The organism is Variovorax sp. DAIF25 (assembly GCF_050711835.1).
Taxonomy (GTDB): Bacteria; Pseudomonadota; Gammaproteobacteria; order Burkholderiales; family Burkholderiaceae_C; genus Variovorax.
In genome coordinates this window covers 694998-719297 of the sequence record NZ_CP136636.1, presented here as the reverse complement: position 1 = coordinate 719297, position 24300 = coordinate 694998, and the positions used below count along the sequence as shown (strand labels likewise).

General features: G+C 69.7%; 15 protein-coding genes. 7 read left to right on the top strand and 8 right to left on the bottom strand.

Annotated features, from left to right (window positions below; translation table 11 throughout):
* Positions 1 to 13: 13 nt before the first annotated feature.
* Positions 14 to 937 (top strand): polysaccharide deacetylase family protein, encoded by a 924-nt coding sequence (locus R0232_RS03375; protein WP_431511237.1) that lies wholly within the window; start codon positions 14 to 16, stop codon positions 935 to 937.
* A 16-nt stretch (positions 938 to 953) separates the two neighbouring features.
* Here R0232_RS03375 and R0232_RS03370 read toward each other — a convergent pair whose 3' ends face one another.
* The 7 genes from R0232_RS03370 to R0232_RS03340 all read right to left on the bottom strand — a co-directional run bounded on the left by R0232_RS03370 (position 954) and on the right by R0232_RS03340 (position 11648).
* Positions 954 to 2822 (bottom strand): potassium transporter Kup, encoded by a 1869-nt coding sequence (locus R0232_RS03370; RefSeq protein ID WP_093350542.1) that lies wholly within the window; start codon positions 2820 to 2822, stop codon positions 954 to 956.
* 189 nt (positions 2823 to 3011) lie between these two features.
* Positions 3012 to 4310: a glutamate--cysteine ligase gene (gene gshA / locus R0232_RS03365; protein ID WP_093350539.1), complete on the bottom strand. Its 1299-nt coding sequence runs from the start codon at positions 4308 to 4310 to the stop codon at positions 3012 to 3014.
* A 146-nt stretch (positions 4311 to 4456) separates the two neighbouring features.
* On the bottom strand, positions 4457 to 5749 hold the full coding sequence (locus tag R0232_RS03360; RefSeq protein ID WP_208513422.1) for a glutamate-5-semialdehyde dehydrogenase: 1293 nt from the start codon (positions 5747 to 5749) through the stop codon (positions 4457 to 4459).
* 48 nt (positions 5750 to 5797) lie between these two features.
* Positions 5798 to 6874 (bottom strand): DNA polymerase III subunit delta, encoded by a 1077-nt coding sequence (gene holA, locus R0232_RS03355; RefSeq protein ID WP_431511236.1) that lies wholly within the window; start codon positions 6872 to 6874, stop codon positions 5798 to 5800.
* A gap of 15 nt (positions 6875 to 6889) precedes the next feature.
* Positions 6890 to 7408 carry an LPS assembly lipoprotein LptE gene (gene lptE, locus R0232_RS03350; protein WP_093350530.1) on the bottom strand — a complete coding sequence of 173 codons (519 nt, stop codon included), beginning with the start codon at positions 7406 to 7408 and terminating at the stop codon, positions 6890 to 6892.
* 11 nt (positions 7409 to 7419) lie between these two features.
* The gene (gene leuS, locus R0232_RS03345) at positions 7420 to 10050 is read right to left on the bottom strand and encodes a leucine--tRNA ligase (RefSeq protein WP_431511235.1); all 2631 of its coding nucleotides are present in this window, start codon (positions 10048 to 10050) and stop codon (positions 7420 to 7422) included.
* Positions 10051 to 10139: 89 nt separating this feature from the next.
* On the bottom strand, positions 10140 to 11648 hold the full coding sequence (locus tag R0232_RS03340) for an FAD-dependent oxidoreductase (RefSeq protein WP_431511234.1): 1509 nt from the start codon (positions 11646 to 11648) through the stop codon (positions 10140 to 10142).
* A gap of 94 nt (positions 11649 to 11742) precedes the next feature.
* Here R0232_RS03340 and R0232_RS03335 point away from each other — a divergent pair, with 94 nt between their 5' ends.
* From R0232_RS03335 to R0232_RS03310, 6 genes are all read left to right on the top strand, one after another.
* Entirely contained in the window at positions 11743 to 13404 is a 1662-nt protein-coding gene (locus R0232_RS03335; RefSeq protein WP_431511233.1) for an alpha-amylase family glycosyl hydrolase, read from the top strand.
* A 4-nt stretch (positions 13405 to 13408) separates the two neighbouring features.
* Positions 13409 to 15580 carry a 1,4-alpha-glucan branching protein GlgB gene (glgB, locus tag R0232_RS03330; RefSeq protein WP_431511232.1) on the top strand — a complete coding sequence of 724 codons (2172 nt, stop codon included), beginning with the start codon at positions 13409 to 13411 and terminating at the stop codon, positions 15578 to 15580.
* Between the two features lie 640 nt (positions 15581 to 16220).
* Positions 16221 to 18347, top strand: coding sequence for a glycogen debranching protein GlgX (gene glgX / locus R0232_RS03325; RefSeq protein ID WP_431511231.1), 2127 nt, complete (start codon positions 16221 to 16223; stop codon positions 18345 to 18347).
* A gap of 97 nt (positions 18348 to 18444) precedes the next feature.
* Entirely contained in the window at positions 18445 to 19773 is a 1329-nt protein-coding gene (glgC, locus tag R0232_RS03320) for a glucose-1-phosphate adenylyltransferase (RefSeq protein WP_431511230.1), read from the top strand.
* 8 nt (positions 19774 to 19781) lie between these two features.
* Positions 19782 to 21281, top strand: coding sequence for a glycogen synthase GlgA (gene glgA / locus R0232_RS03315; protein ID WP_431511229.1), 1500 nt, complete (start codon positions 19782 to 19784; stop codon positions 21279 to 21281).
* A gap of 47 nt (positions 21282 to 21328) precedes the next feature.
* Positions 21329 to 23812, top strand: coding sequence for a glycogen/starch/alpha-glucan phosphorylase (locus R0232_RS03310; protein WP_208513428.1), 2484 nt, complete (start codon positions 21329 to 21331; stop codon positions 23810 to 23812).
* An 18-nt stretch (positions 23813 to 23830) separates the two neighbouring features.
* On the opposite strand, the gene R0232_RS03305 is transcribed toward R0232_RS03310, so the two are convergent.
* On the bottom strand, positions 23831 to 24298 hold the full coding sequence (locus R0232_RS03305) for an ExbD/TolR family protein (RefSeq protein ID WP_296775226.1): 468 nt from the start codon (positions 24296 to 24298) through the stop codon (positions 23831 to 23833).
* Between the last annotated feature and the right edge of the window lie 2 nt (positions 24299 to 24300).

Sequence of the window (24300 nt, the reverse complement as noted above, 5' to 3'; positions counted from 1 at the left end):
AGGTGGCCTGGGCATGACGACACGCTGGCCCGAACTGCTGCCCTCGCACGACCGCTTCGACTACCGGCCGATCACGCGCCGGCCCGACTACCGCTGGCCCAACGGCGCGCGGCTCGCGGTCTACCTCGGCTTCAACCTCGAACACTTCGCCTTCGGCGACGGGCTGGGCGCCTGCCTCGGCCCGGCCTCGCCGCAGCCCGACGTGCTCAACCACGGCTGGCGCGAGTACGGCAACCGCGTGGGCGCCTGGCGCTGCCTCGAGCTGTTCGACGCGCTCGCGCTGCCCACGGGCGCGCTGGTCAACACGGCCCTGTACGACCACTGCCCGGAACTGGTGCAGGTGGTGGTGGCGCGCGGCGACGAGCTGATCGGCCATGGCCACAGCAATGCCGAGCGCCAGGGCGCGCTCGGCGAAGACCACGAGCGCGCGCTGCTGGTGCGCTGCCGCGAACGCATGGCGCGCGAGAGCGGGCAGGCGCCCGCGGGCTGGCTGTCGCCGTGGATCTCCGAGAGCCCGCTCACGCCCGACCTGCTGGCCGAGACCGGCTACGGCTACACGCTCAACTGGTGCCACGACGACCAGCCGGTTCGCATGCGCACGCGCGGCGGCGGCGCGATCTGGTCGGTGCCCTATCCGCAGGAGCTCAACGACATCCCGATGATCGTGGGCCGGCTGATGGACGCGAAGGACTTCTGCGCGATGGTGCTCGACAACTTCGAGGAGATGCTGCTGCAGTCGCGCGCCCAGCCGCTGGTGATGGGCCTCGCGCTGCATCCCTACATCGTGGGCCAGCCCTACCGGCTGCGCCATCTGCGCGGCGTGTTGACGCAGCTGGCGCTCGCGCGCGACCGCGGCGAGATCTGGTTCACCACGCCCGGCGCGATCGCGGCGCATATGGCGCGGCTCGCGCAGGAACGGCCGGACGACTTCCGCTGAGGCGCGCGGGCCGGCCTCAGATCTCGATCTTCGAGCCCAGCTCCACCACCGCGTTGTTCGGCAGCCCCAGGAAGGCCGCCGCGCCGCTCGCGTTGTGGTGCATCTGCGCGAACAGCTTCTCGCGCCAGGGCGCCATGCCGCTGCCCAGCGTGGGGATCACGACGTCGCGCGAGAGGAAGTAGCTGGTCAGCATCGGCTCGAGCTGGCAGCCGCGCAGGCGCGCGTTGTCGAGCGCGCGCGGCAGGTCGATGTCGTTCTTGAAGCCGTAGTGCACGATCACCTGCCAGCAATGGCGGCCCAGCGGCTCGATCTCGATGCGCTTGTCCATCGGGATCCACGGCACCTCGTGGTTGCGCACGGTGACGAACAGGTTCTGCTCGTGCAGCACCTTGTTGTGCTTGAGGTTGTGCAGCAGCGCGTTGGGCACCACGCCGGGCTCGGCCGTGAGGAACACGGCGGTGCCGTCCACGCGCACCGGCGGGTTCTCGAACACCGAATCGAGGAAGGCCTTCAGCTCGATCGCATCGGAGCGCTGCACCTCGCCCATGAGGCGGCGCCCTTCCTTCCAGGTGATCATGAGCACGAACACCGCGCCGCCGATCACCAGCGGGAACCAGCCGCCCTCGGGCAGCTTGAGCAGGTTCGACGCGAAGAACATGAAGTCGATGAAGAAGAAGGCCGCGGTCGAGGCGATGCACAGCGCCAGCGGCAGCTTCCAGGCGTAGCGGATCACGAAGAAGGTCAGCACCGTGGTGATCAGCATGTCGGTGGTCACGGCGATGCCGTAGGCCGCGGCCAGGCTGCTCGAGGAGCGGAACATGACCACCGCCAGCACGATCGCCACGAACAGGCCCCAGTTGACCAGCGGGATGTAGATCTGGCCGGCCGTGCGCACGCTGGTGTGCTCGATGTTCAGGCGCGGCAGGTAGCCGAGCTGGATCACCTGGCGCGTGACGCTGAAGGCGCCGGTGATCAGGGCCTGCGAGGCGATCACCGTGGAAGCGGTGGCCAGCAGCACCAGCGGGATCAGCGCCCACTCGGGCGCCATCATGAAGAACGGGTTCTTCACCGCCTCGGGGTTGGCCAGGAGCAACGCGCCCTGGCCGAAGTAGTTGAGGATCAGCGCCGGCATCACCACGGTGAACCAGGCGATGCGGATCGGCGCCTTGCCGAAGTGGCCGAGGTCGGCGTACAGCGCCTCGGCGCCGGTCACGCACAGCACGATAGCGCCCAGCAGGATGAAGCTGGTGCCGGGGTTGTCCCAGATGAACTTGAGCGCGTAGAACGGGCTCAGGGCCTTCAGGATCTCGGGGTGGTCGACGATGTGCCACACGCCGAGCACCGCCAGCGCCAGGAACCACACCACCGTGATCGGCCCGAAGAAGCGGCCGATGCCCGCGGTGCCGTGCTTCTGCACCGCGAACAGGCAGAACAGCACCACCAGGGTGATCGGGATCACGTAGTGCTTGAAGTGCGGCGACACCACCTCCAGGCCCTCGACCGCCGACAGCACCGAGATCGCCGGCGTGATGACCCCGTCGCCGTAGAACAGCGAGGTGCCGAAGATGCCGATCACCAGCAACAGGTGGCGCAGCCGCGGCTTGTCGGCCACGGCGCGCGAGGCCAGCGCCAGCATCGCGACCAGGCCGCCCTCGCCCTCGTTGTCGGCACGCAGCACGAGCACCACGTACTTGAGCGAGACGATGGTGGTGAGCGTCCAGACGAACATCGAGAGGATGCCGTAGACGTTCTCGACGGTGAAGGGAACGTGGCCGTGGCCGAAGACTTCCTTGACGGCATACAGCACGCTGGTGCCGATGTCGCCATAGACGACGCCGATGGCGCCGACGATCAGGCCGGCGGAGAGGGATTTGGGGGCTGACACGAGGTCGATGGGAAAAGGGCCGGCGGCTCGCGATGACGACGCATCAGGTATGCCAGGGGGCGCACATCGGCGGACGGTGGCATCCGCCGCGCCTCGATCCTCGCCCTCGCCGCCCTTTGATTTCCGTTGCTGTGGGGCCGCTATTCTGCCGTCACCCGCGCGGGCCGCAAACACGGCGCGCGGTGGGGGTCATTCGTAGACTTCGGCGTCCGGGTCGGTGGCTTCCATCTCGTAGCTGGCGGCGACCATCGCGAGCCGGCCGACCACGCCGTACATGTAGAAGCGGTTGGGCGCGCTGGCTCCGGGCTTGGCACCGGGCTGCGGCAGGTGCGCGCTCTCGGAGAAGGCCAGCGGCACGAAGCTCGCGCCGGGCAGCTTGAGGTTCTCGTCGGGCGCGCTGTCGGCATGCACGCGGTAGAAGCCGCCGACCACGTAGCGGTCCATCATGTAGACCACGGGCTCGGCCACGCCGTTGTGCACGCGCTCGTTGGTCAGCACGCCTTCCTGCACGATGATCTCGCCGGGCTCGCGCGCACCGGCCGGCCGGGCCGCCGCGGCGCGCACCTTGCCCGCCAGGCCCTCGACCTCCTTGGCGTCGCGCACCGTCAGCACGCGCGGGCCCTCGGCGCCGCTCTGGCCCTTGACCACCACGAAGGGCTTCTCGTTGATGCCGTATTCCTTGTACTTGCGGCGCACCTTGGTCAGCACCGCGTCGACGTGGCTGGTCAGCACGTCGAGGCCGCGGCCCTCGGCCAGGTCGACGCCGTCGGCGCGCGCGTAGATCGGATTGATGAGCCAGGGATCGATGCCCAGCAGCTTGCCGAAGCGCTTGGACAGTTCCTCGTAGCTGTGCAGGTGGTTGCTCTTGCGGCGCACCGACCAGCCCGCGTGCAGCGGCGGCAGCAGGTACTGCTCGTGCAGGTCCTCGAGGATGCCCGGCGTGCCCGCCGAGAGCGAGTTGTTCAGCAGGATGGTGCAGGGATCGAAGTTCTTCAGGCCCAGGCGGCGCTTGGTGCGCACCACCGGCTCGAGCGTGACGGTGTCGCCGTGCGGCAGCTCGATCTTCTTGGGCGACTTGATCGCCGGATCGATCGAGCCCACGCGCACGTTGAGCCCGGCCATGTGGAAGATCCGCACCATCTGCGCCACGTTGGCCAGGTAGAAGGTGCTGTTCTTGGCGTTGTTCTCGGGAATCACCAGCAGGTTGCGCGCCTCCGGACAGATCTTCTCGATCGCGGCCTGCGCGGCCTGCACCGCCAGCGGCAGCATTTCCTTGGTGAGGTTGTTCCAGCCGCCGGGGAAGAGGTTGGTGTCGACCGGCGCCAGCTTGAAGCCCGCGTTGCGGATGTCGACCGCGCTGTAGAACGGCGGCGTGTGCTCCATCCACTCGAGCCGGAACCAGCGCTCGATGGCGGGCATCGAGTCGAGCACCCGCTGCTCCAGTTCGTTGATCGGGCCGGTCAAGGCTGTGACGAGATGCGGAACCATGCGGCAGCCTTCTTTGTTTTCTACTTAACGGTATGCGGGATTCTAGGATTTGGGGGCACGAAGCCCGATGACAAGCACCACGGCCTACGTGAAATCCACACGCATCGCCGGCGCGAAGGGCACTCCAGGTGCACCTGCCGCGCCCCTCAGGTCCGGACTTCGCCCTGCCCCAGCACCACGTACTTGAGCGAGGTCAGCCCTTCGATGCCCACCGGTCCGCGGGCGTGGAACTTGTCGGTGCTGATGCCGATTTCGGCCCCCAGGCCGAACTCGAAACCATCGGCGAAGCGTGTGCTCGCATTGACCATGACGCTGGCCGAATCGACCTCGCGCAGGAAACGCTGGGCATTCACGTGGTCGCGCGTGACGATCGCGTCGGTGTGGTGGCTCGAGTAGTGGTTGATGTGCGCGATGGCCTCCTCGAGGCCCGCCACCACCTTGATGCTGATCACCGCGGCCAGGTATTCCTCGGACCAGTCGGATTCCACCGCGTCGACCACCTTTGCTCCCGGATCGATAGCACCATCGGCGCGCAGGATCTGGGCTGCGGCGGGATCGCAGCGCATCTCGACACCCTTGGCGGCGAAGATGGCGCCGATCTTCGGCAGGAAGTCCTCGGCCACCGAGGCCGCCACCAGCAGGCCTTCGGCGGCGTTGCAGGGGCTGTACTTCTGGGTCTTGGCGTTGTCGACGATGCGCAGCGCCATGCCGAACTCGGCCGTGTCGTCGACGTAGACGTGGCAGTTGCCGTCCAGGTGCTTGATGACCGGCACCTTGGCGTCGCGGCTGATGCGCTCGATCAGGCCCTTGCCGCCGCGCGGAATGATCACGTCGACGAACTGCGGCATCGCGATCAGCTGCCCGACGGCCTCGCGGTCGGTGGTCTGCACCAGCTGCACCGCCTCGACCGGCAGGCCGGCCTCGGCCAGCGCCTCGGACACCAGCAGCGCCAGCGCCTTGTTCGATTCGATGGCCTCCGAGCCGCCGCGCAGGATGGCGGCATTGCCCGACTTGATCGCCAGGCTCGCGGCCTCGATGGTCACGTTGGGACGGCTCTCGTAGATCATGCCGAAGACGCCGATCGGCACGCGCATCTGGCCGACGCGGATGCCGCTGGGCTGCTGCTTCATGCCGATGATCTCGCCAATCACGTCGGCCATGCCCGCGAGCTGCTCGCAGCCGAGGGCCACGGTCTCGATCACCTTGGGCCCGAGCTTCAGGCGGTCGACCATCGGCGCCGACAGGCCGGCGGCCGTGGCGCGCTCGAGGTCCTTCTGGTTGGCCGTGGCGAGCACCGCGCCGGCTTCGCGCAGGCGCCGGGCCAGCGCCTTCAACGCTACGTTTTTGGTAGCTGCATCCGCTCGCGCCATGAGGGCGGCGGCCGTTTTTGCCTGCAGACCCAGGGTCTGCATGTGTTCACTGACATTGAACGCGTTCATGGCCGGCATTTTCCCACGCCAACCCTGCGGGCGGCTGACGCCGGGAATTCAGGCGCGGCGCGGTGCCGCGGCGCCACCGTTGCCGCAGGCGCGGCACAGCATCAGCGCCAGCCGCTGCAGCGCCTGCCAGCCGCTGGCCGGCCAGTCGGGCTGCTTCAGGCCCTTGACGATGCCGTCGACCAGGTGCGCCGCGCGCAGCAGCCGCGCCAGCATTCGGTCGTCCAGCCGCGGCAGCACGCGCTCGAAGGCGCGCTCGCGCGGGCCCCAGATGCGGTTCTCGCGCAGCGCCATCGGCAGCGGCCGGCCCGCGGCCATGGCGTCCTTCACGCGCTTGAGCGCGCGGATGTCCTCGGCCAGCGTGTAGTGCACCAGCACCTCGGCCTCGCCCTCGGCCTGGAGGCCGTCGAGCATGCGCGCCACGCGCTGCGGGTTGCCGCCGAGCACGGCCTCCGACAGCTTGAAGACGTCGTAGCGCGCGACGTTGTTGACCGCGCCCTCGACCTCTTCCCAGCCGAGTTCGCCGCCCGGATGCAGCAGCGCGAGCTTCTGGATCTCCTGGTGCGCCGCGAGCAGGTTGCCCTCGACGCGGTCGGCGAAGAACTGCAGCGTGCGCTGGCCCTCGTCGCCGGGCTTCACGCGCTGGCCCTGCAGCGCGAGGCGCTGCGCGATCCACTGCGGCAGCGCGGCGCGTTCGATCGGGTCGACCTGGATGCTGGCGCCGTTGTTCTCGAGCGCCGAGAACCAGGCACCGGTGCGCGTGGCCTTGTCCAGCCGCGGCAGCATCACCAGCGTGAGCGTGCTGTCGTTCGCAGCCGCGCCCTCGGCGATCTGCTGCAGCGCGGCGCTGCCGTCCTTGCCGGGCTTGCCCGAGGGGATGCGGATCTCGACCATCTGCTTGTCGGCGAACAGCGAGAGCGAGCCGCCGGCCGCGAGCACCGCGCTCCAGTCGAAGTGCGCGCCGGCCACGGTGTACGAGCTGCGCTCGGTGTAGCCCTGCGCGCGCGCCGCCGCGCGGATGGCGTCGGCCGCCTCCTGCGCGAGCAGCGGCTCGTCGCCGTGGATCGTGTAGAGCGGCTTCAGCCCCTTCTGCAGGTGGGCCGGAAGCTGGGCGCTGGCAAGCTGCATCGCGTCAGCGGCCGGTCACAGCGTCTTCACCGCCCCGAGGCGGCGCACCAGCTGCTGCGCGATGTCGACCTGCATGTCGCGGAACAGCAGGTCGGCCTCGCCTTCCTTGGCCAGCGCATTGGTCTCGTTGAAGGTCAGGTCGCGCGTCTGCATGAGTTCGGTGGCCGCCAGCAGGTCCTTGCCGCCCTGCGCGTGCAGCCGGAAGCGCACCTTGAGCACGAGCTGGATCTCGCGCAGCAGGCCGACCGAGTTGGTCGACACCACCAGCCGCTCGCGGTCCTCGCCGAGGATGTCGAGCACCGCCTCGGCGCTCTTGTCGTCGCCCGGCAGCAAGGTCACCGTGCCCGCCGCGCGCAGGTTGCGGCGGATCTGGTTGACCAGCGCCGAGTTGCCCGAGACCGCGATCGACTTGAAGGCGAAGACCGGCGGCTTGCGCAGCTCGAAGCCGCAACCGGCCAGGCCCAGCGAGGCGCCGCCGGCCGCCAGGCCCAGGAGGAAGCCGCGGCGCGGCAGCGAGACAGTGCGGATGTTCATGCTTGGCTTGTTCAAATGACCACGTTGACCAGGCGGCCCGGCACCACGATCACGCGCTTGGCGCTCGCGCCCGGCGCGAAGGTGGTGAAGTCCTCGCAGGCCAGCGCGAGCTTCTCGATCTCGTCCTTGGAGGCGCCGGCCGGCACCAGCAGCTTGCCGCGCAGCTTGCCGTTGACCTGCAGCATCAGCTCGATCTCGTCCTGCGCCAGCGCATCGACGTCGACCGTGGGCCACGGCGCGTCGAGCAGGGCGCCGAGCGCCTGGTCGTAGCCGAGCTCGGTCCACAGCTGCTGGGCGATGTGCGGCGTGGCGGGATAGAGGCAGCGCAGCAGGATGCCGAAGCCTTCGTGCAGCGCGGCCGCGTCGCCCGCGCTGCCGTCGGGCTTGAAGCCCTCGAGGGCGTTGAGCAGCTTCATCGCGCCCGACACCACGGTGTTGTATTGCATGCGCTGGTAGTCGTAGTCGACCTGGCGCAGCACGGTGTGCACCTCGCGGCGCAGCGCCTGGGCCGGCTTGCCGTAGGTCGGCTTGCCGCCCGCGGCAACCGCGAGCCCCGACTGCGCCGCGCCGAAATTCCACACGCGGCGCAGGAAGCGGTAGCTGCCCTCGACGGCCGCGTCGTTCCACTCGAGCGTGGCTTCGGGCGGCGCCGTGAACATGGTGTACAGGCGCGCGGTGTCGGCGCCGTACTTCTCGATCAGGTCCTGCGGGTCGACGCCGTTGCGCTCGCTCTTGCCCATCTTGCCGACGCCGCCGTACTCGACCTTGGTGCCGTCGGCCGCGGTGCCGCCGACGATGCGGCCCTGCGCGTCGAGCTCCGGCGTGACTTCCGAGGGCGGGAAGTAGTCCTTGCCGCCCTTCTCGTTGCGCGCGTAGAAGATCTGGTTGAGCACCATGCCCTGCGTCAGCAGCTTGCTGAAGGGCTCGTCGGCCTTCACCAGGCCGAGGTCGCGCATCACCTTGGTCCAGAAGCGCGCGTACAGCAGGTGAAGAATGGCGTGCTCGATGCCGCCGATGTACTGGTCCATCGGCATCCAGTAGTCGGCGCCCTCGGCCACCATCGCCTGGTCGTTCTTCGGATCGCAGTAGCGCATGAAGTACCACGACGAGTCGACGAAGGTGTCCATCGTGTCGGTCTCGCGCCGCGCGGCCTTGCCGCACACCGGGCACACCACGCCGGCATGGAAGCCTTCGTGCTTGTTCAGCGGATTGCCGGAACCGTCGGGCACGCAGTCGGTGGGCAGCACTACCGGCAGGTCCTTCTCGGGCACCGGCACCGCGCCGTGCTCCTCGCAATGGATGATCGGGATCGGCGTGCCCCAGTAGCGCTGACGGCTCACGCCCCAGTCGCGCAGGCGCCAGGTGGTCTGCAGCTCGCCCAGGCCCTTCTGGCCCAGCGCATGCGCCACGGCGGCCACGGCCTCCTTGTACGACATGCCGCTGAAGTTGTCGGAGTTGATGGTCACGCCGCGCTGCTTGTCGCCGTACCAGTCCTGCCACTTGTGATAGTCGAAGTGCGGCTCGTCGTCGACCAGCACCACCTGGATGATCTCAATGCCGTACTTGTTGGCGAAGGCGAAGTCGCGCTCGTCGTGCGCGGGCACGCCCATCACGGCGCCGTCGCCGTAGCCGATCAGCACGTAGTTGCCGACCCACACCGGCACCTGCTCCTCGGTGATCGGGTGCGTCACGGTCAGGCCCGTGGGCACGCCCTTCTTCTCCTGCGTGGCGAGCTCGGCCTCGGTGGTGCCGCCGCTCTTGCACGCCTCGATGAAGTCGGCCACCTCGGCGTCATAGCGCGCCGCATGCGCGGCCAGCGGATGCTCGGGCGCGACGGCGCAGAAGGTCACGCCCATGATGGTGTCGGCGCGCGTCGTGAAGACGTACATGCGGCCGTCCTGGATCAACTGGCCGTCGGCACCCTGGATGTCATGGGTGAAGGCGAAGCGCACGCCCTCGCTCTTGCCGATCCAGTTCTCCTGCATCAGCTTGACGCGCTCGGGCCAGCCCGGCAGCTTGTGCTGGGTGTGCTCGAGCAGTTCCTCGGCGTAGTCGCTGATCTTCAGGTAGTAGCCCGGGATCTCGCGGCGCTCGACCGTGGCGCCGGTGCGCCAGCCCTTGCCGTCGATGACCTGTTCGTTGGCCAGCACGGTCTGGTCGACCGGGTCCCAGTTCACGACCTGAGTCTTGCGGTAGGCGATGCCCTTCTCGAGCATCTTCAGGAACAGCCACTGGTTCCACTTGTAGTAGCTCGGATCGCAGGTGGCGATCTCGCGGCTCCAGTCGATCGCCAGGCCCATGGCCTGGAGCTGGCCCTTCATGTAGGCGATGTTCTCGTAGGTCCACTTGGCCGGCGGCACGCCGTTCTTCAGCGCCGCGTTCTCGGCCGGCAGGCCGAAGGCGTCCCAGCCCATGGGCATCAGCACGTTGTAGCCGCTCATGCGCAGGTAGCGCGTGAGCATGTCGTTGATCGTGTAGTTGCGCACGTGGCCCATGTGCAGCTTGCCGCTGGGATACGGCAGCATCGAGCAGGCGTAGTACTTCTTGCGGCTCGCGTCCTCGGTCACGCGGTAGGCATCGGCGGCGCTCCATTGCGCCTGGGCAGCGGACTCGACGTCGCTGGGTTTGTAGCTGGGGTTCATGACGGGGCTTCGGCAGGAGCCCGGCGCGGGGCGGCCGGGAAGGCGGATTATCGCGCCCCGGCCGCCGGGCTCCCGCCGGGCCGGGCCATTCAGCCGGCTTTGGGTGCCGGCCGCCGGTCGGGCGGCGGCGCGGGCGTCCATTCGTCGCCGTACAGCTCGGGCTCGGCATAGGCCTCGATGTTGGCGAAATGCCGCTCGAAGTCCTCGCGGTAGAACAGCCCCGCGATGCCCGCGGCCAGCCGCTTGGCGCCATCGCTGATGGCCGGGATGTCGCCCGAGACCGTGCCGTGCGAGAGCGCGGCCGGATAGCAGAAGCAGTGGATGCGCGCCAGCCCCGGGCACGCGCCGGCCACCCGTTCCTTGAACTCGAACACCGGGCCCAGGTCGGGCGAATCGGCCAGTTCCTGGTCCTCCTCGCCGGGCGCGGGCAGGTAGCGCTCCTTCCAGGTCCGTACATGGGGCGCGATGGCGGCGAACTCGGGGCGCGCGGCCCAGTCGACCTTGAAGCCGGTCGAGACGATCAGGAAGTCGAATTCGAAATCCGCGCGCGGCGTCGCCACGCGGATCGCGCCGTCGCCGGCCAGCGCCACCGCCTCGACCGGGCAGCCGAAGTTGAAGAAGGCGTTGGCGAAGCGCGACACGCGCAGGGTGCTGCCGTGCGGCGGCGGCACGTTGAGCCGGTTGATGTAGTGGCGCACGCGCCACTTGTGCGCGTCGGGCAGGTCGTAGTGCCCCTGGGTCAGGCCCGGCACGCCCGCGCCCTTGCCCTTGTTGACGCGCGGCAGGTCGAGGCGGCGGATCAGCAGCTCGACGCTGTGGGCGCCGGCCTCCAGTGCGGTGGCGGCGCTGTCCATGGCCGAGGAGCCCGCGCCGATCACGCCCACGCGCAGCCCGGCGAGCCGGCCGTAGTCCATGGCGTCGGACGAATGCGCCCAGCGCTCGCGCGGCAGGCCGGCCACGAAATCCGGCACCGCCGGGCCGCCGAGGCCATCGCGCCCGGTGGCCAGCACCACGCGGCGCGCGAGCACGCGCCGCGCGCCGGCGGGCGTGCGCAGGTCCAGCCGCACCAGCGCCCCATCGGCCTCGGGCACGATCGCCATGACCGCACAGTCGTTGCGCACCTCGAGCGCCATCACGCGCCGGTACCAGCGCAGGTAGTCCATCCACTGCAGCCGCGGGATCTTGTCGAGCGCGGCCCAGGCGGCGCTGCCGTGCTGGGCCTCGAACCAGGCGCGGAAGCTCAGCGCCGCGAGCCCCAGCGCCGGGCCGGTGAGCTCCTTCGGCGAGCGCAGCGTCTCCATGCGCGCGGTCGTGGCCCAGGGCCCTTCGAACCCTTCGGGCGCGCGGTCGAACACCACGGCGCGGATGCCCTGGTGGGCCAGCGCGGCCGCCGCGGCCAGCCCGGCCTGCCCGCCGCCGACGATGGCCACGTCGAGCACCGCCTCGCCCTCGTGTTCGCAGGCCGGCATCCAGGCGCGCGCGCGCCAGCCCAGGATGTCGAGGTCGCGCGCGAGCCGGCGCTCGAGCGCGGGCAAGCCTTCGGCATCGGAAGCTGGGGGCGGGGAACCCGCGGCGGCGTGGGGAGTCGTCTCTGTCATGGAGGGCGTGCAGTGTAGAGAGTCGCGGGGCGCGCACGAGCGTACCGCTGGCCCGGATTTCGCATGCCACAATGATTTCAGACCAAGGGACAGCATGGGCAGCAGCAACGGCAGCAAGAGCGATGACTGGTGGCGCGGCGCGGTGATCTACCAGATCTATCCGCGCAGTTTCATGGACAGCAACGGCGATGGCATCGGCGACCTGCCCGGCATCACGGCGCGGCTGCCGCACGTGGCCTCGCTCGGGGTCGACGCGATCTGGGTCTCGCCCTTCTTCCGTTCGCCCATGAAGGACTTCGGCTACGACGTGGCCGACTACCGCGCGGTCGACCCGATGTTCGGCACCCTGGCCGACTTCGACGCCATGCTCGCGCGGGCGCACGAACTGGGCCTGAAGCTCATCATCGACCAGGTGCTCTCGCACACCTCCGACCAGCACGCCTGGTTCGCCGAGAGCCGCGCGAGCCGCGACAACCCCAAGGCCGACTGGTACGTGTGGGCCGACCCCAAGCCCGACGGCACGCCGCCCAACAACTGGCTCTCGGTCTTCGGCGGGCCGGCCTGGCAATGGGATTCGCGCCGCCGCCAGTACTACCTGCACAGCTTCCTGGCCGAGCAGCCCGATCTCAACTTCCATTGCCCCGCGGTGCAGGACGCGCTGCTCGGCGAGGTCGGCTTCTGGTGCGAGCGCGGCGTCGACGGCTTCCGCTTCGACGCCTGCAACCACCAGTTCCACGACGCCCTGCTGCGCAGCAACCCGCCGGCCTCGGCGCAGTCGGTGGGCGAGGTCAGCACGGTGCGCGCCGACAACCCCTATGCGATGCAGCAGCACCTGTACGACAAGAGCCAGGGCGAGAACCTGCTGTTCCTCGAGCGGCTGCGCGCCCTGCTCGACCGCCACGGCGCGGTCGCGCTCGGCGAGGTCGGCGACGAGAACGCGCCGCCCGTGATGGCGCAGTACACCGCGCGCGACCGGCGCCTGCACCTGGCCTACAGCTTCAGCCTGCTGACCGCCGACCACACGGCGAAGCACCTGCGCCAGCAGGTCGAGGCGCTCGACCATGCGCTCGCGGCCACCGGCGGCTGGGGCTGCTGGGCGGTGTCGAACCACGACGTGCCGCGCGTGGCCACGCGCTGGAGCGACGGCGCGGCGCCCGACGTTCGGCGCAACCGCCTGTGGCTCGCGCTGCTGCTGTCGCTGCGCGGCAGCGCCGGCATCTACCAGGGCGAGGAACTGGGCCTGCCCGAGGCCGAGGTGCCGTTCGAGCTGCTGCAGGACCCCTACGGCCGCGCCTTCTGGCCCGAGTTCAAGGGCCGCGACGGCTGCCGCACACCGATGCCCTGGCGCGGCGACGATGCGCAGGGCGGCTTCACCACCGGCACGCCGTGGCTGCCGATGTCGCCCGCGCACCTGCCGCTGGCGGTCGACCGCCAGCAGGCCGATCCCGATTCGATGCTGGCCTTCAGCCGCTCGATGCTGCATTGGCGCCGTACCCAGCCGCTGCTGCACACGGCGGCCATCGCCTTCTTCGACGCGCCCGAGCCGGTGCTGTGGTTCGAGCGGCGCGAGGGCGCGCGTTCACTGCAGGCCGTGTTCAATCTCGGCCCGGCGCCGGTGTCGATCGTGCTGCGCGACGAGCTGCGGCCGCTGGTCGATGCACCGCTGGCCTCGAGCGCGACGCTCGGCGGCACCGAAGGGCGCACGCTCACGCTCACGCCCTTCGGTGCCTTCTTCGGCGAACCGATCACCGACTGAACCCATGGCCCCGACGCAACTGCCCGAAACCGAAGTCCATGCGCTGATGCGCGCCAAGCACGGCAACCCGTTCGGCGTGCTCGGCCCGCACGAGACCTCGCGCGGCCTGGTGGTGCGTGCGCTGCTGCCCGGCGCGCAGGGCGTGACGGTGCTGCATGCGCGCACCGGCTGGCCGCTGGCCACGCTCGAGCGGCACGAGGGCTCCGACATCTTCGCGGGCCTGGTGCCCGCGGCCGAGGCGCGCATGGGCTATGCGTTCCAGGTCGACTGGGGCTCGCACGTCTCGCGCATCGACGACCCCTACCGCTTTCCCTTCGTGCTCGGCGACACCGACGTCTGGCTGCTGGCCGAGGGCACGCACCTGCGCCCCTGGGAGCGCCTGGGCGCGCACCTGCGCGAGATGGACGGCGTCAAGGGCGTGGCCTTCGCGGTCTGGGCGCCGAATGCGCGGCGCGTGTCGGTGGTCGGCGACTTCAACAACTGGGACGGCCGGCGCCACATGATGCGGCTGCGCCGCGAATGCGGCGTGTGGGAGGTCTTCGCGCCGCATGTGGCGGTGGGCGATGCCTACGAGTTCGAGATCCTGTCGGCGCAGGGCGAGCTGCTGCGCAAGGCCGACCCCTTCGCCTTCTCGTCGCGGCTGCGGCCCGACACCGCCTGCGTGGTGCGCCCGCTGCCGCCGGTGGCGACCATGCCCGCGGGCCGCGCCAAGGCCAACGGGCGCGATGCGCCGATCAGCATCTACGAGGTGCACCTGGGCTCGTGGCGGCGCAAGAACGGCCACGAATGGCTGGACTACATCGAGCTCGCCGACACGCTGGTGCCCTACGTGCGCGACCTGGGCTTCACGCACATCGAGCTGCTGCCCATCACCGAGCATCCGTTCGACGGCTCCTGGGGCTACCAGCCGATCGGCCTCTATGCGCCGACCTCGCGCTTCGGCACCCCGAGCGACTTCCGCTTCTTCGTGGCCGCGGCCCATGCGGCCGGGCTCGGCGTGATCCTCGACTGGGTGCCCGCGCACTTCCCGACCGACGCGCACGGCCTGGGCCGCTTCGACGGCACGGCGCTGTACGAGTACGCCGATCCGCGCGAGGGCTTCCACAACGACTGGAACACGCTGATCTTCAACTGGTCGCGCACGGAGGTGCGCAACTACCTCGTGGGCAACGCGCTGTACTGGCTCGAGCGCTACGGCATCGACGGCCTGCGCGTGGATGCCGTGGCCTCGATGCTCTACCGCGACTACAGCCGCGGGCCCGGCGAGTGGGTGCCGAACGCACAGGGCGGGCGCGAGAACCTCGAGGCGATCGAGTTCCTGCGCCGCATGAACCGCGTGGTGGGCACCGAACGCCCCGGCGCGGTGACGATCGCCGAGGAGTCGACCAGCTTCCCCGGCGTGACACGGCCGCCCGAGGACGGCGGGCTGGGCTTCCACTACAAGTGGAACATGGGCTGGATGAACGACACCCTGGCCTACGCGGGCAAGGACCCGCTGTACCGGCCGCATCACCACCGCGAGATCACCTTCGGGCTGATGTACGCGCACAGCGAGAACTTCGTGCTGCCGTTCTCGCACGACGAGGTGGTGCACGGCAAGGGCTCGATGATCGCGCGCATGCCGGGCGACGAGTGGCAGAAGTTCGCGGGGCTGCGCAACCTGTACGGCTATCTCTGGGCCTATCCGGGAAAGAAGCTGCTGTTCATGGGCTGCGAGTTCGCGCAGGTGGCGGAGTGGAATGCGGACCGCAGCCTCGACTGGCATCTGCTCGAGCATGCATCGCATCAAGGGGTGCGGCGGCTGGTGCGGGATCTCAACAACGTGTATCGGCACTATCCGGCGCTGCACGAGCTCGACCATGAAGGGGCGGGGTTCGAGTGGCTCGTGCATGACGATACGGCGCAGTCGGTGTTTGCGTTCGTTCGCCGGGGGCGGGATGGGGCGTTTGTATTGGCTGTCTGCAACTTCACGCCTGTGGTTCGGCATGGGTATCGGTTGGGGGTGCCTTGTTCGGGGTCCTATCGGGAGATCATCAATACCGATGGGGTTGTTTATGGGGGGAGTGGGGTGGGGAATGGGGTGGTTGCCAGTGAGGCTTTGGCTTGGCATGGGAAAGTCGACTCGGTGGTGGTTGACTTGCCGCCCTTGGCTACGTTGATGTGGGTGTTGGTTTGAATTTGAGTTGTTTGTCTTGCAGAGGCAGGAGCCGGGAATTCCGCCCGGCGGCGGACCTACTTTCTTTTGCTTCGCCAAAAGAAAGTAGGCAAAGAAAAGGCGACCCCACTGTCTGTGTCCCTCCGCTTCGCTACGGGCAACCTGCGGTGCTCGGAGAAAGCGGGGGGCCGCAGAACTCGCTCCACTTCGTTGCGCTCAGACAGCTGCGGCCCTTATCCCGCTTTCCCCTGCGCTCCTCGGCACAGCCAGAGGGGATCAGGGTCAACGCGCCATGGCGCGTCCTTGTGTGGGGAGGTGCGAGTGCGAAGGCCCCGGGTCTTCTTCCACGGGGGCCGAGCAACGCGAAGGCCCGAAGGGCTTGCTCGGCCGAGCGCAGCGATGGCCCGACCCACCCCCTCTGGCTGCGCCGAGGAGCGCAGCGTTTCGCGGATCAGGGCTCGCAGCTGTTTGAGCGAAGCGAGTTCTGCGAGACCCCGCGAAACGCGAGCACCGCAGGTTGCCCCGTAGCGAAGCGAAGGGGTCGCAGACAGTGGGGTCGCCTTTTCTTTGGTTACTTTCTTTTGGCGAAGCAAAAGAAAGTAGGTCCGCCGCCGGGCGGAATTCCCGGCTCCTGCCTCAGCAAGAGAAAGCCTCAACCATCGTGCTGAACCCAGGAACTCCGTACCCCCTGGGCGCCACAGCAACCCAAGCAGGCGTCAACTTCGCCCTGGCAGCACCAGCAGCCGAAAAGGTAGAACTCTGCCTCTTCGACCCCACAGGCACCCACGAACAGCAGCGACTCAAGCTCCCCGAATTCACAGACGGCATCTGGCACGGCCAACTCCCCAGCGCCCGCCCCGGCCTCGTCTACGCCTACCGCGTCCACGGCCCTTGGTCCCCGAGCGAGGGCCACCGCTTCAACCCCTCGAAGCTGCTGCTAGACCCCTACGCCCGCGAGATCGTCGGACGCTACGACGGCAGCGACCTCTTCCACGGTCACGCCGCCGCAGACCCGACGCAGCGCGACACACGGGACAATGCCAGCATCGCCCTCAAGGCCCGCGTGGTGCCCGCGCCGACCAGTCCGAACCCAGGCCACGCCCGCATCCCCCCCACAGACCGCGTGATCTGCGAACTCCACGTCCGCGGCCACACGAAGCTGCACCCCGCCGTCCCCGCCCCCCTGCGCGGCAGCTACGCCGCCCTCGCCGAGCCGGCCGTGCTCGACCACCTGCAGCGCCTGGGCGTCACCACGCTGAGCCTGATGCCGGTGCAGCACCGCGCCGACGAGGAACGGCTGCTCGCGATGGGCCTCACGAACTACTGGGGCTACAACACCATCGGCTGGTTCGCGCCCGAGGCGCGCTACTGGAGCGGCCGCCCCGGCACCACGCCAGCCGGCGAGTTCCGCGCGCTGGCCGACGCGGTGCATGCGCGCGGCATGGAACTGGTGATCGACGTGGTCTACAACCACAGCGCCGAGAGCGACGAGCTCGGCCCCACGCTGTCGCTGCGTGGCATCGACAACGCCCTCTACTACCACCTGCGCGCCGACGACCGCGCGCGCTACGAGAACTGGGCCGGCACAGGCAACTGCCTGAACCTCGGCGAGCCGCGCGTGCTGCAGCTCGTGATGGACAGCCTGCGCTTCTGGGCCGGCGAAATGGGGGTCGACGGCTTCCGCTTCGACCTCGCGCCGGTGCTGGGCCGCGCCACGGCCACGGGCTTCGATCCGCGCGCGCCCTTCTTCGCCGCCATCGCGCAGGACCCGCTGCTGTCGCGCACGCTGCTGATCGCCGAGCCCTGGGACATCGGGCCGGGCGGCTACCGGCTCGGCGAATTCCCGCCGGGCTGGCTCGAATGGAACGACCGCTTCCGCGACACGCAGCGCGGCTTCTGGCTGCGCCAGGACCGCGAGGGGCGCGCGGGCCTCGGCGACTTCGCGCACCGCTTCACGGCCTCGAGCGCGCAGTTCGCGCACGACGGGCGCTCGCCCACCGCGAGCGTGAACTTCGTGACCGCGCACGACGGCTTCACGCTGCGCGACCTGCTGAGCTACGACACGCGCCACAACGAGGCCAACGGCGAGAACAACCGCGACGGCCATGGCCACAACCTGAGCCGCAACTGCGGCGTGGAAGGCCCGAGCGACGATCGCGCGGTACGGGCCGAACGGCTGCAGCTGCGGCGCGCGCTGCTGGCCGCGCTGATGCTGTCGCAGGGCACGCCGATGCTGCTGGCCGGCGACGAGATCGGCCACACGCAGCAGGGCAACAACAACGCCTACTGCCAGGACAACGAGACCACCTGGCTGCACTGGGTCGGCAGCACCGACCCGGCCGGCGAGCCGGCGCAGATGAGCGCCTTCGTGGCGCGGCTGGCCGCGCTGCGGCGCGCGGCGCCGGTGCTGCGCAGCACGCGCTGGTGGCCGGCCGATCCCGCGCCGGGCACGGCCGGCATCCGCTGGCTGCGGCCCGACGGCACACCGATGCAGCCGCCGGACTGGGAAGGCGGCACGGCCCTTGCAATCCTGTTCGGCAGCCTGGAGGCAGGCACCGCCAAGGAGACACCGACATCGACCACCACCCCAGCGACACCGAAGGCAGCGCCGGCCTGGCTGCTGCTCGTGAACGCGGGCGCGCAGGCGCAGCCGTTCCGCCTGCCGCCCGGCGCCTGGCATGGCGTCCTCGCCAGCGACCCCGCCATCGACCCGGGCCCCGAGCCCTCGACCGTGAACGTTGCCGAGGTCGCGATACCGCCCTCGAGCCTCTGGATTGCAAGAACGTAGGAGCCTGCGCCGCGCGGCGGTGCTAGTGTGCAAGGGCCCGAACGGGCACAGGCACACACAGAAACTCTGACGACACACGAACGAACGGAGACACAGGATGGATCACAAGACACCCGCGGCCGCCCCCGGCACGCCGCTGCAATCGCACCAGCTCGTGCGCCGCACCATCGCGCTGGTCCTGGCCGGCGGACGCGGCTCCCGGCTCAAGCAGCTGACCGACCGGCGCGCCAAGCCGGCCGTGTATTTCGGCGGCAAGTTCCGCATCATCGATTTCGCGCTCTCCAACTGCCTCAACTCGGGCATCCGGCGCATGGCGGTGGTCACGCAGTACAAGTCGCATTCGCTGATGCGCCACCTGCAGCGCGGCTGGAGCTTCCTGCGCGCCGAGCTCAACGAGATGGTCGACGTGCTGCCCGCGCAGCAGCGCATGGGCGACGAGCACTGGTACCGCGGCACGGCCGACGCGGTCTACCAGAACCTCGACATCATCCAGACCCGCTCCACGCCGCACGACTACGTGGTGGTGCTCGCGGGCGACCACATCTACAAGATGGACTACTCGATCATGGTCAAGGACCATGCCGAGAGCGGCGCCGGCTGCACCGTGGGCTGCATCGAGGTGCCGCGCATGGAGGCCACGGCCTTCGGCGTGATGGCGATCGACGACAACCGCCGCATCACCAACTTCCTCGAGAAGCCGGCCGACCCGCCCGCGATGCCCGGCCACCCCGACGTGGCACTGGCCAGCATGGGCATCTACGTGTTCGATTCGGCCTACCTCTACAAGCTGCTCGAGGAAGACAGCCGCGACCCGAACTCCAGCCACGACTTCGGCAAGGACATCATCCCGCGCGCGGTGGCCGAGGGCCGGGCGCTCGCGCATCCGTTCGGCATGTCCTGCGTCACGCGGGCCTCGCGCGGGCCGGGCGCCAAGGCCTACTGGCGCGACGTGGGCACGATTGATGCATTCTGGGCGGCGAACCTCGACCTCGCGTCGATCACCCCGGAGCTGGACATCTATGACACCGACTGGCCCATCTGGACCTACCAGCGGCAGCTGCCTCCGGCCAAGTTCGTGCTCGACCGCGACGGCCGCCACGGCATGACGGTCAACACCATCGTCTCGGGCGGCTGCATCGTCTCGGGCTCGCAGGTCAGCAGCTCGGTGCTGTTCTCGGGCGTGCGCATCCACTCGTTCTGCACCGTCCACGAGGCGGTGCTGCTGCCCGACGTGGAGGTCGGGCGCGGCTGCCGGCTCAGCCGCGTGGTGATCGACCGCGCCTGCGTGATCCCCGACGAGATGGTGATCGGCGAGGACGCCGAGGCCGATGCCGCGCGCTTCGAGCGCACCGAAACGGGCGTGGTGCTGGTCACGCGCGAAATGCTCAAGCGGCTGGCGGAGCGCTCCGCGGCGCCCGCCGCCTGATGCCGCCGATGAGAGTCCTCCAGGTCAGCGCCGAACTCTTTCCCCTGCTCAAGACCGGCGGCCTGGCCGACGTCGCCGGCGCGCTGCCGCTCGCGCTGATGGCCGCGGGCCAGGACGCGCGCGTGCTGCTGCCGGGCTTCCCGGCCATCGTGGCGGGCGTGCGCGGGCTCGCGCCGGTCGCCGCTTTTTCGGCACCCTGGGGCGAACGCTTCGGGCTGTTGCAGGGACGCATCGAGATCGACGGCGCGCCGCCGATCCCGGCCTACGTGGTCGATGCGCCCGCGCTGTTCGACCGGCCCGGCAATCCCTACGAAGACGCCGACCGCCAGCCCTACGGCGACAACCACCGGCGCTTCGCGCTGCTGGGCTGGGCCGCGGCCCAGCTCGCGCAGGGGCTCGATCCGGCCTGGCTGCCCGAGGTGGTCCATGCGCACGACTGGCACGCGGGGCTCGCGCCGGCCTACATGGCCTTCGCGCGCGGTGCCGACGGGCCGCGCGTGGGCAGCGTCTTCACGGTCCACAACCTCGCCTACCAGGGCCTGTTCGCGCCCTGGCACTTCCCCGAGCTCGGCCTGCCAGCGCCCGCTTTCCAGATGAACGGGCTCGAATACCACGGCCAGCTCTCGTTCATGAAAGGCGGGCTCGCCTATGCCGACCGGCTCACCACCGTGAGCCCGACCTACGCGCGCGAGATCCAGACGCCCGACCAGGGCTGCGGCCTCGACGGCCTGCTGCGCCAGCGCGGCGGCGTGCTCGACGGCATCCTCAACGCGGTCGACGACCAGGTCTGGAATCCGGCCGCCGACCCGGCGCTGGTGCAGGGCTACCAGACGCCCGAGGGCCGCCACATGGCGGGCAAGGCGCGCTGCAAGTCCGTGCTGCAGCACCAGCTCGGGCTGGCCGCGCGGCCCGACGCGCCGCTGTTCATCCTCGTGAGCCGGCTCACCGAGCAGAAGGGGCTGCGCCTGGTGCTGCAAGGCCTCGACGCGCTGCTCGCGCAGGGCGGCCAGCTCGCGCTGCTGGGCAGCGGCGAAGCCTGGCTCGAAGACGCCTTCCGCCAGCGCGCGGCCGCCGCGCCCGACGCGGTCAGCGTCACCATCGGCTACAACGAGACGCTCGCGCACCAGCTCTTCGGCGCGGGCGACGTGACCCTCGTGCCCTCGCTGTTCGAGCCCTGCGGCCTGACGCAGATGTACGGCCTCAAGTACGGCAGCCTGCCGCTGGTGCGCCGCGTCGGCGGGCTGGCCGACACGGTGGTCGACTGCTCGCTCGAGGACATGGCCAGCGGCGAGGCCACCGGCTTCGTGTTCGACCGTTTCGACTCGGCGGACTACGATCGCGCGGTGCGCCGCGCCTTCGCGCTCTACCAGCGCGCCCCCGACTGGCGGCGCGTGCGCGGCCATGCGATGCGGCGCCCCGCCGACTGGGCCACCGCGGCCGCGCAGTACGTGGCCGTGTACCGGCAGGCGCTGGCCGCGGCCCAGGCACCGACGCCCCTGCCCCACTGAAGAAGGCCCGGGGCATCCGTTCAACCCGCACACAAGACACACCCACCATGACGATCGAAGACTTCGCCTACGACCATCCCGACCGCGATGTCGCGGCCTTCAAGCGTGCCGTGGCCAACAAGCTGATCTACGCGGTCGGCAAGGACCCCGTGGCCGCGAGCCAGGACGACTGGCTCTACGCCACCGCGCTCGCGGTGCGCGACCAGCTGGTGGAACGCTGGATGGCGACCACGCGCGCCAACTACGCGCAGGACCTCAAGCGCGTGTACTACCTGTCGATGGAGTTCCTGATCGGGCGCACCTTCACCAACGCGCTGCTCGCGGTCGACCTCCACGCCACCGTGCGCGACGCGCTGGCCGACTTCGGCGTCGACATGGAGGCGCTGTCCGAGCGCGAGCCCGACGCGGCGCTGGGCAACGGCGGCCTCGGCCGGCTCGCGGCCTGCTTCCTCGACTCGATGGCCACGCTGGGCGTGCCGGGCATGGGCTACGGCATCCGCTACGAGTACGGCATGTTCCGCCAGCGCATCGTCGACGGCCAGCAGGTGGAGACGCCCGACTACTGGCTCACGCGCGGCAACCCCTGGGAGTTCAAGCGGCCCGAGGTCAACTACCGCGTGCGCTTCGGCGGCCGCGTGCAGAAGCGCGAGGGCACCAACGCGCCCTACGGCGCGGCCGACTGGGTCGACACCCACGACGTGCGCGCCGTGGCCTACGACACCATCATCCCGGGCTACGGCACGCAGGCCACCAACACGCTGCGGCTGTGGTCGGCGCGCGCCACCGAGGAGATCGACCTCTCGGCCTTCAACCGCGGCAACTACATGGCGGCGGTGGAGAGCAAGAACCACTCGGAGAACGTCTCGCGCGTGCTCTACCCCGACGACTCCACGCCCTCGGGCCGCGAGCTGCGGCTGCACCAGGAGTACTTCTTCTGCAGCGCCAGCGTGCAGGACCTGCTGCGGCGCTACCTGCGCAACCACACCAGCTTCGACCGGCTCTCGGAGAAGGTCAGCATCCACCTCAACGACACCCACCCGGTGCTCGCGGTGCCCGAGCTGATGCGCCTGCTGCTCGACGAGCACGGCCTGCCCTGGGACACGGCCTGGGCCCACACGCAGAAGGTGTTCAGCTACACCAACCACACGCTGATGCACGAGGCGCTCGAGACCTGGCCGGTCGAGATGCTCGGTCGCATCCTGCCGCGCCACCTGCAGATCATCTACGACATCAACGCGCGCTTCCTCGCCACCGTGACGCAGACGCATGGCAACGACGTCGAGCTGATGCGCCGCCTCTCGCTGGTCGACGAGGCCGGCGAGCGCCGCGTGCGCATGGCCTACGTGGCGGTGCTCGCGAGCCACTCGATCAACGGCGTGTCGGGACTGCATTCGGAGCTGATGAAGCAGTCGATCTTCGCGGACTTCGCGAAGATCTTTCCCGAGCGCTTCAACAACAAGACCAACGGCGTCACGCCGCGGCGCTGGCTCGCGCAGGCCAACCCGCCGCTGGCCGCGCTGCTCGACCAGCGGCTGGGCAAGGGCTGGCGGCGCGACCTCTCGCAGCTCGAGGCGTTGCGGCCGATGGCGGCGCAGCCGCCCTTCGTGCGCGCCTTCCGCCACGCCAAGCGCGAGAACAAGCTGCGGCTGGCCAACTGGATCGAGCAGCACATGAACATCGTGGTCGACACCGACGCGATGTTCGACGTGCAGGTCAAGCGCATCCACGAGTACAAGCGCCAGCTGCTCAACGTGCTGCACGTGATCGCGCGCTACCACCGCATCCTCGACGCCCAGGCCGCGGGCGGCAACGTCGACATCGTGCCGCGCGTGGTGGTGTTCGCGGGCAAGGCGGCCTCGGCCTACGTGATGGCCAAGCAGGTGATCCGCCTCATCAACGACGTGGCCGCGACCATCAACGCCGACGCGCGCGTGGGCAAGCTGCTGAAGGTGGTGTTCCTTCCGAACTACAGCGTGAGCCTGGCCGAGATCATCATGCCGGCGGCCGACCTGTCGGAGCAGATCTCCACCGCCGGCACCGAGGCCTCGGGCACCGGCAACATGAAGTTCGCGCTCAACGGCGCGCTGACCATCGGCACGCTCGACGGCGCCAACGTCGAGATGCGCGAGAACGTCGGGCCCGAGAACATCTTCATCTTCGGCAACACCACGCCCGAGGTGGCCGAGATCCGCGCGCGCGGCTACCAGCCGCGCGACATCTACGACGGGAACGAGGAGCTGCGGCGCGTGCTCGACGCGATCCGCGACGGTGCCTTCTCGGCGGCCGAACCGGCGCGCTACCAGGGCATCTACGACGCGCTCGTGAACTGGGGCGACCACTACCTGCTGCTGGCCGACTACGCGAGCTACGTCGCGAAGCAGGCCGAGGTCGATGCGCTCTACCGCGACGCCGATGCCTGGACGCGCACCGCGATCCTCAACGTGGCGGGCATGGGCGCCTTCTCGTCGGACCGCACGATCGCACAGTACGCGCACGACATCTGGCAAACCAAGCCGGTGGTGCTGGGCTGAGCCTAGCGCCGGGCGGCGTCAGCGCGGCGTCGTCGGCGGCGGCGCCTCGGTGACGAAGCCGATGCGGCTCAGGCCCGCCTTGTTGGCGATGCCCATCAGCGCCACCACGCGGCCGTAGGGCACGGTCTGGTCGGCGCGCAGCTGGACCTCGGTGTCCTTGCTGTCGGCGGCGGCCTTCTCGAGGCGCGTCGCGAGTTCCTCGTCGGTCACGGGCTGGTCGTTGAGGAAGGCCTTGCCCGCCGGGTCGACCGACAGGCTCACGAACTTCGGCGTGTCGTTGGGCTGGCCGGCATCGGTCTGCGGCAGGTCGAGCTTGATCGAGCTGGCCATCAGCGGCGCCGTGATGATGAAGATCACCAGCAGCACCAGCATCACGTCGACCAGCGGCGTGACGTTGATGTCGGACAGCGGCCGCTGGCCGCCGGCACCGGTGGCACGGCCGCCGCCGGCGGAGCTGCTGCCGAGCGAGGTGCGTCCGAAGGCCATGG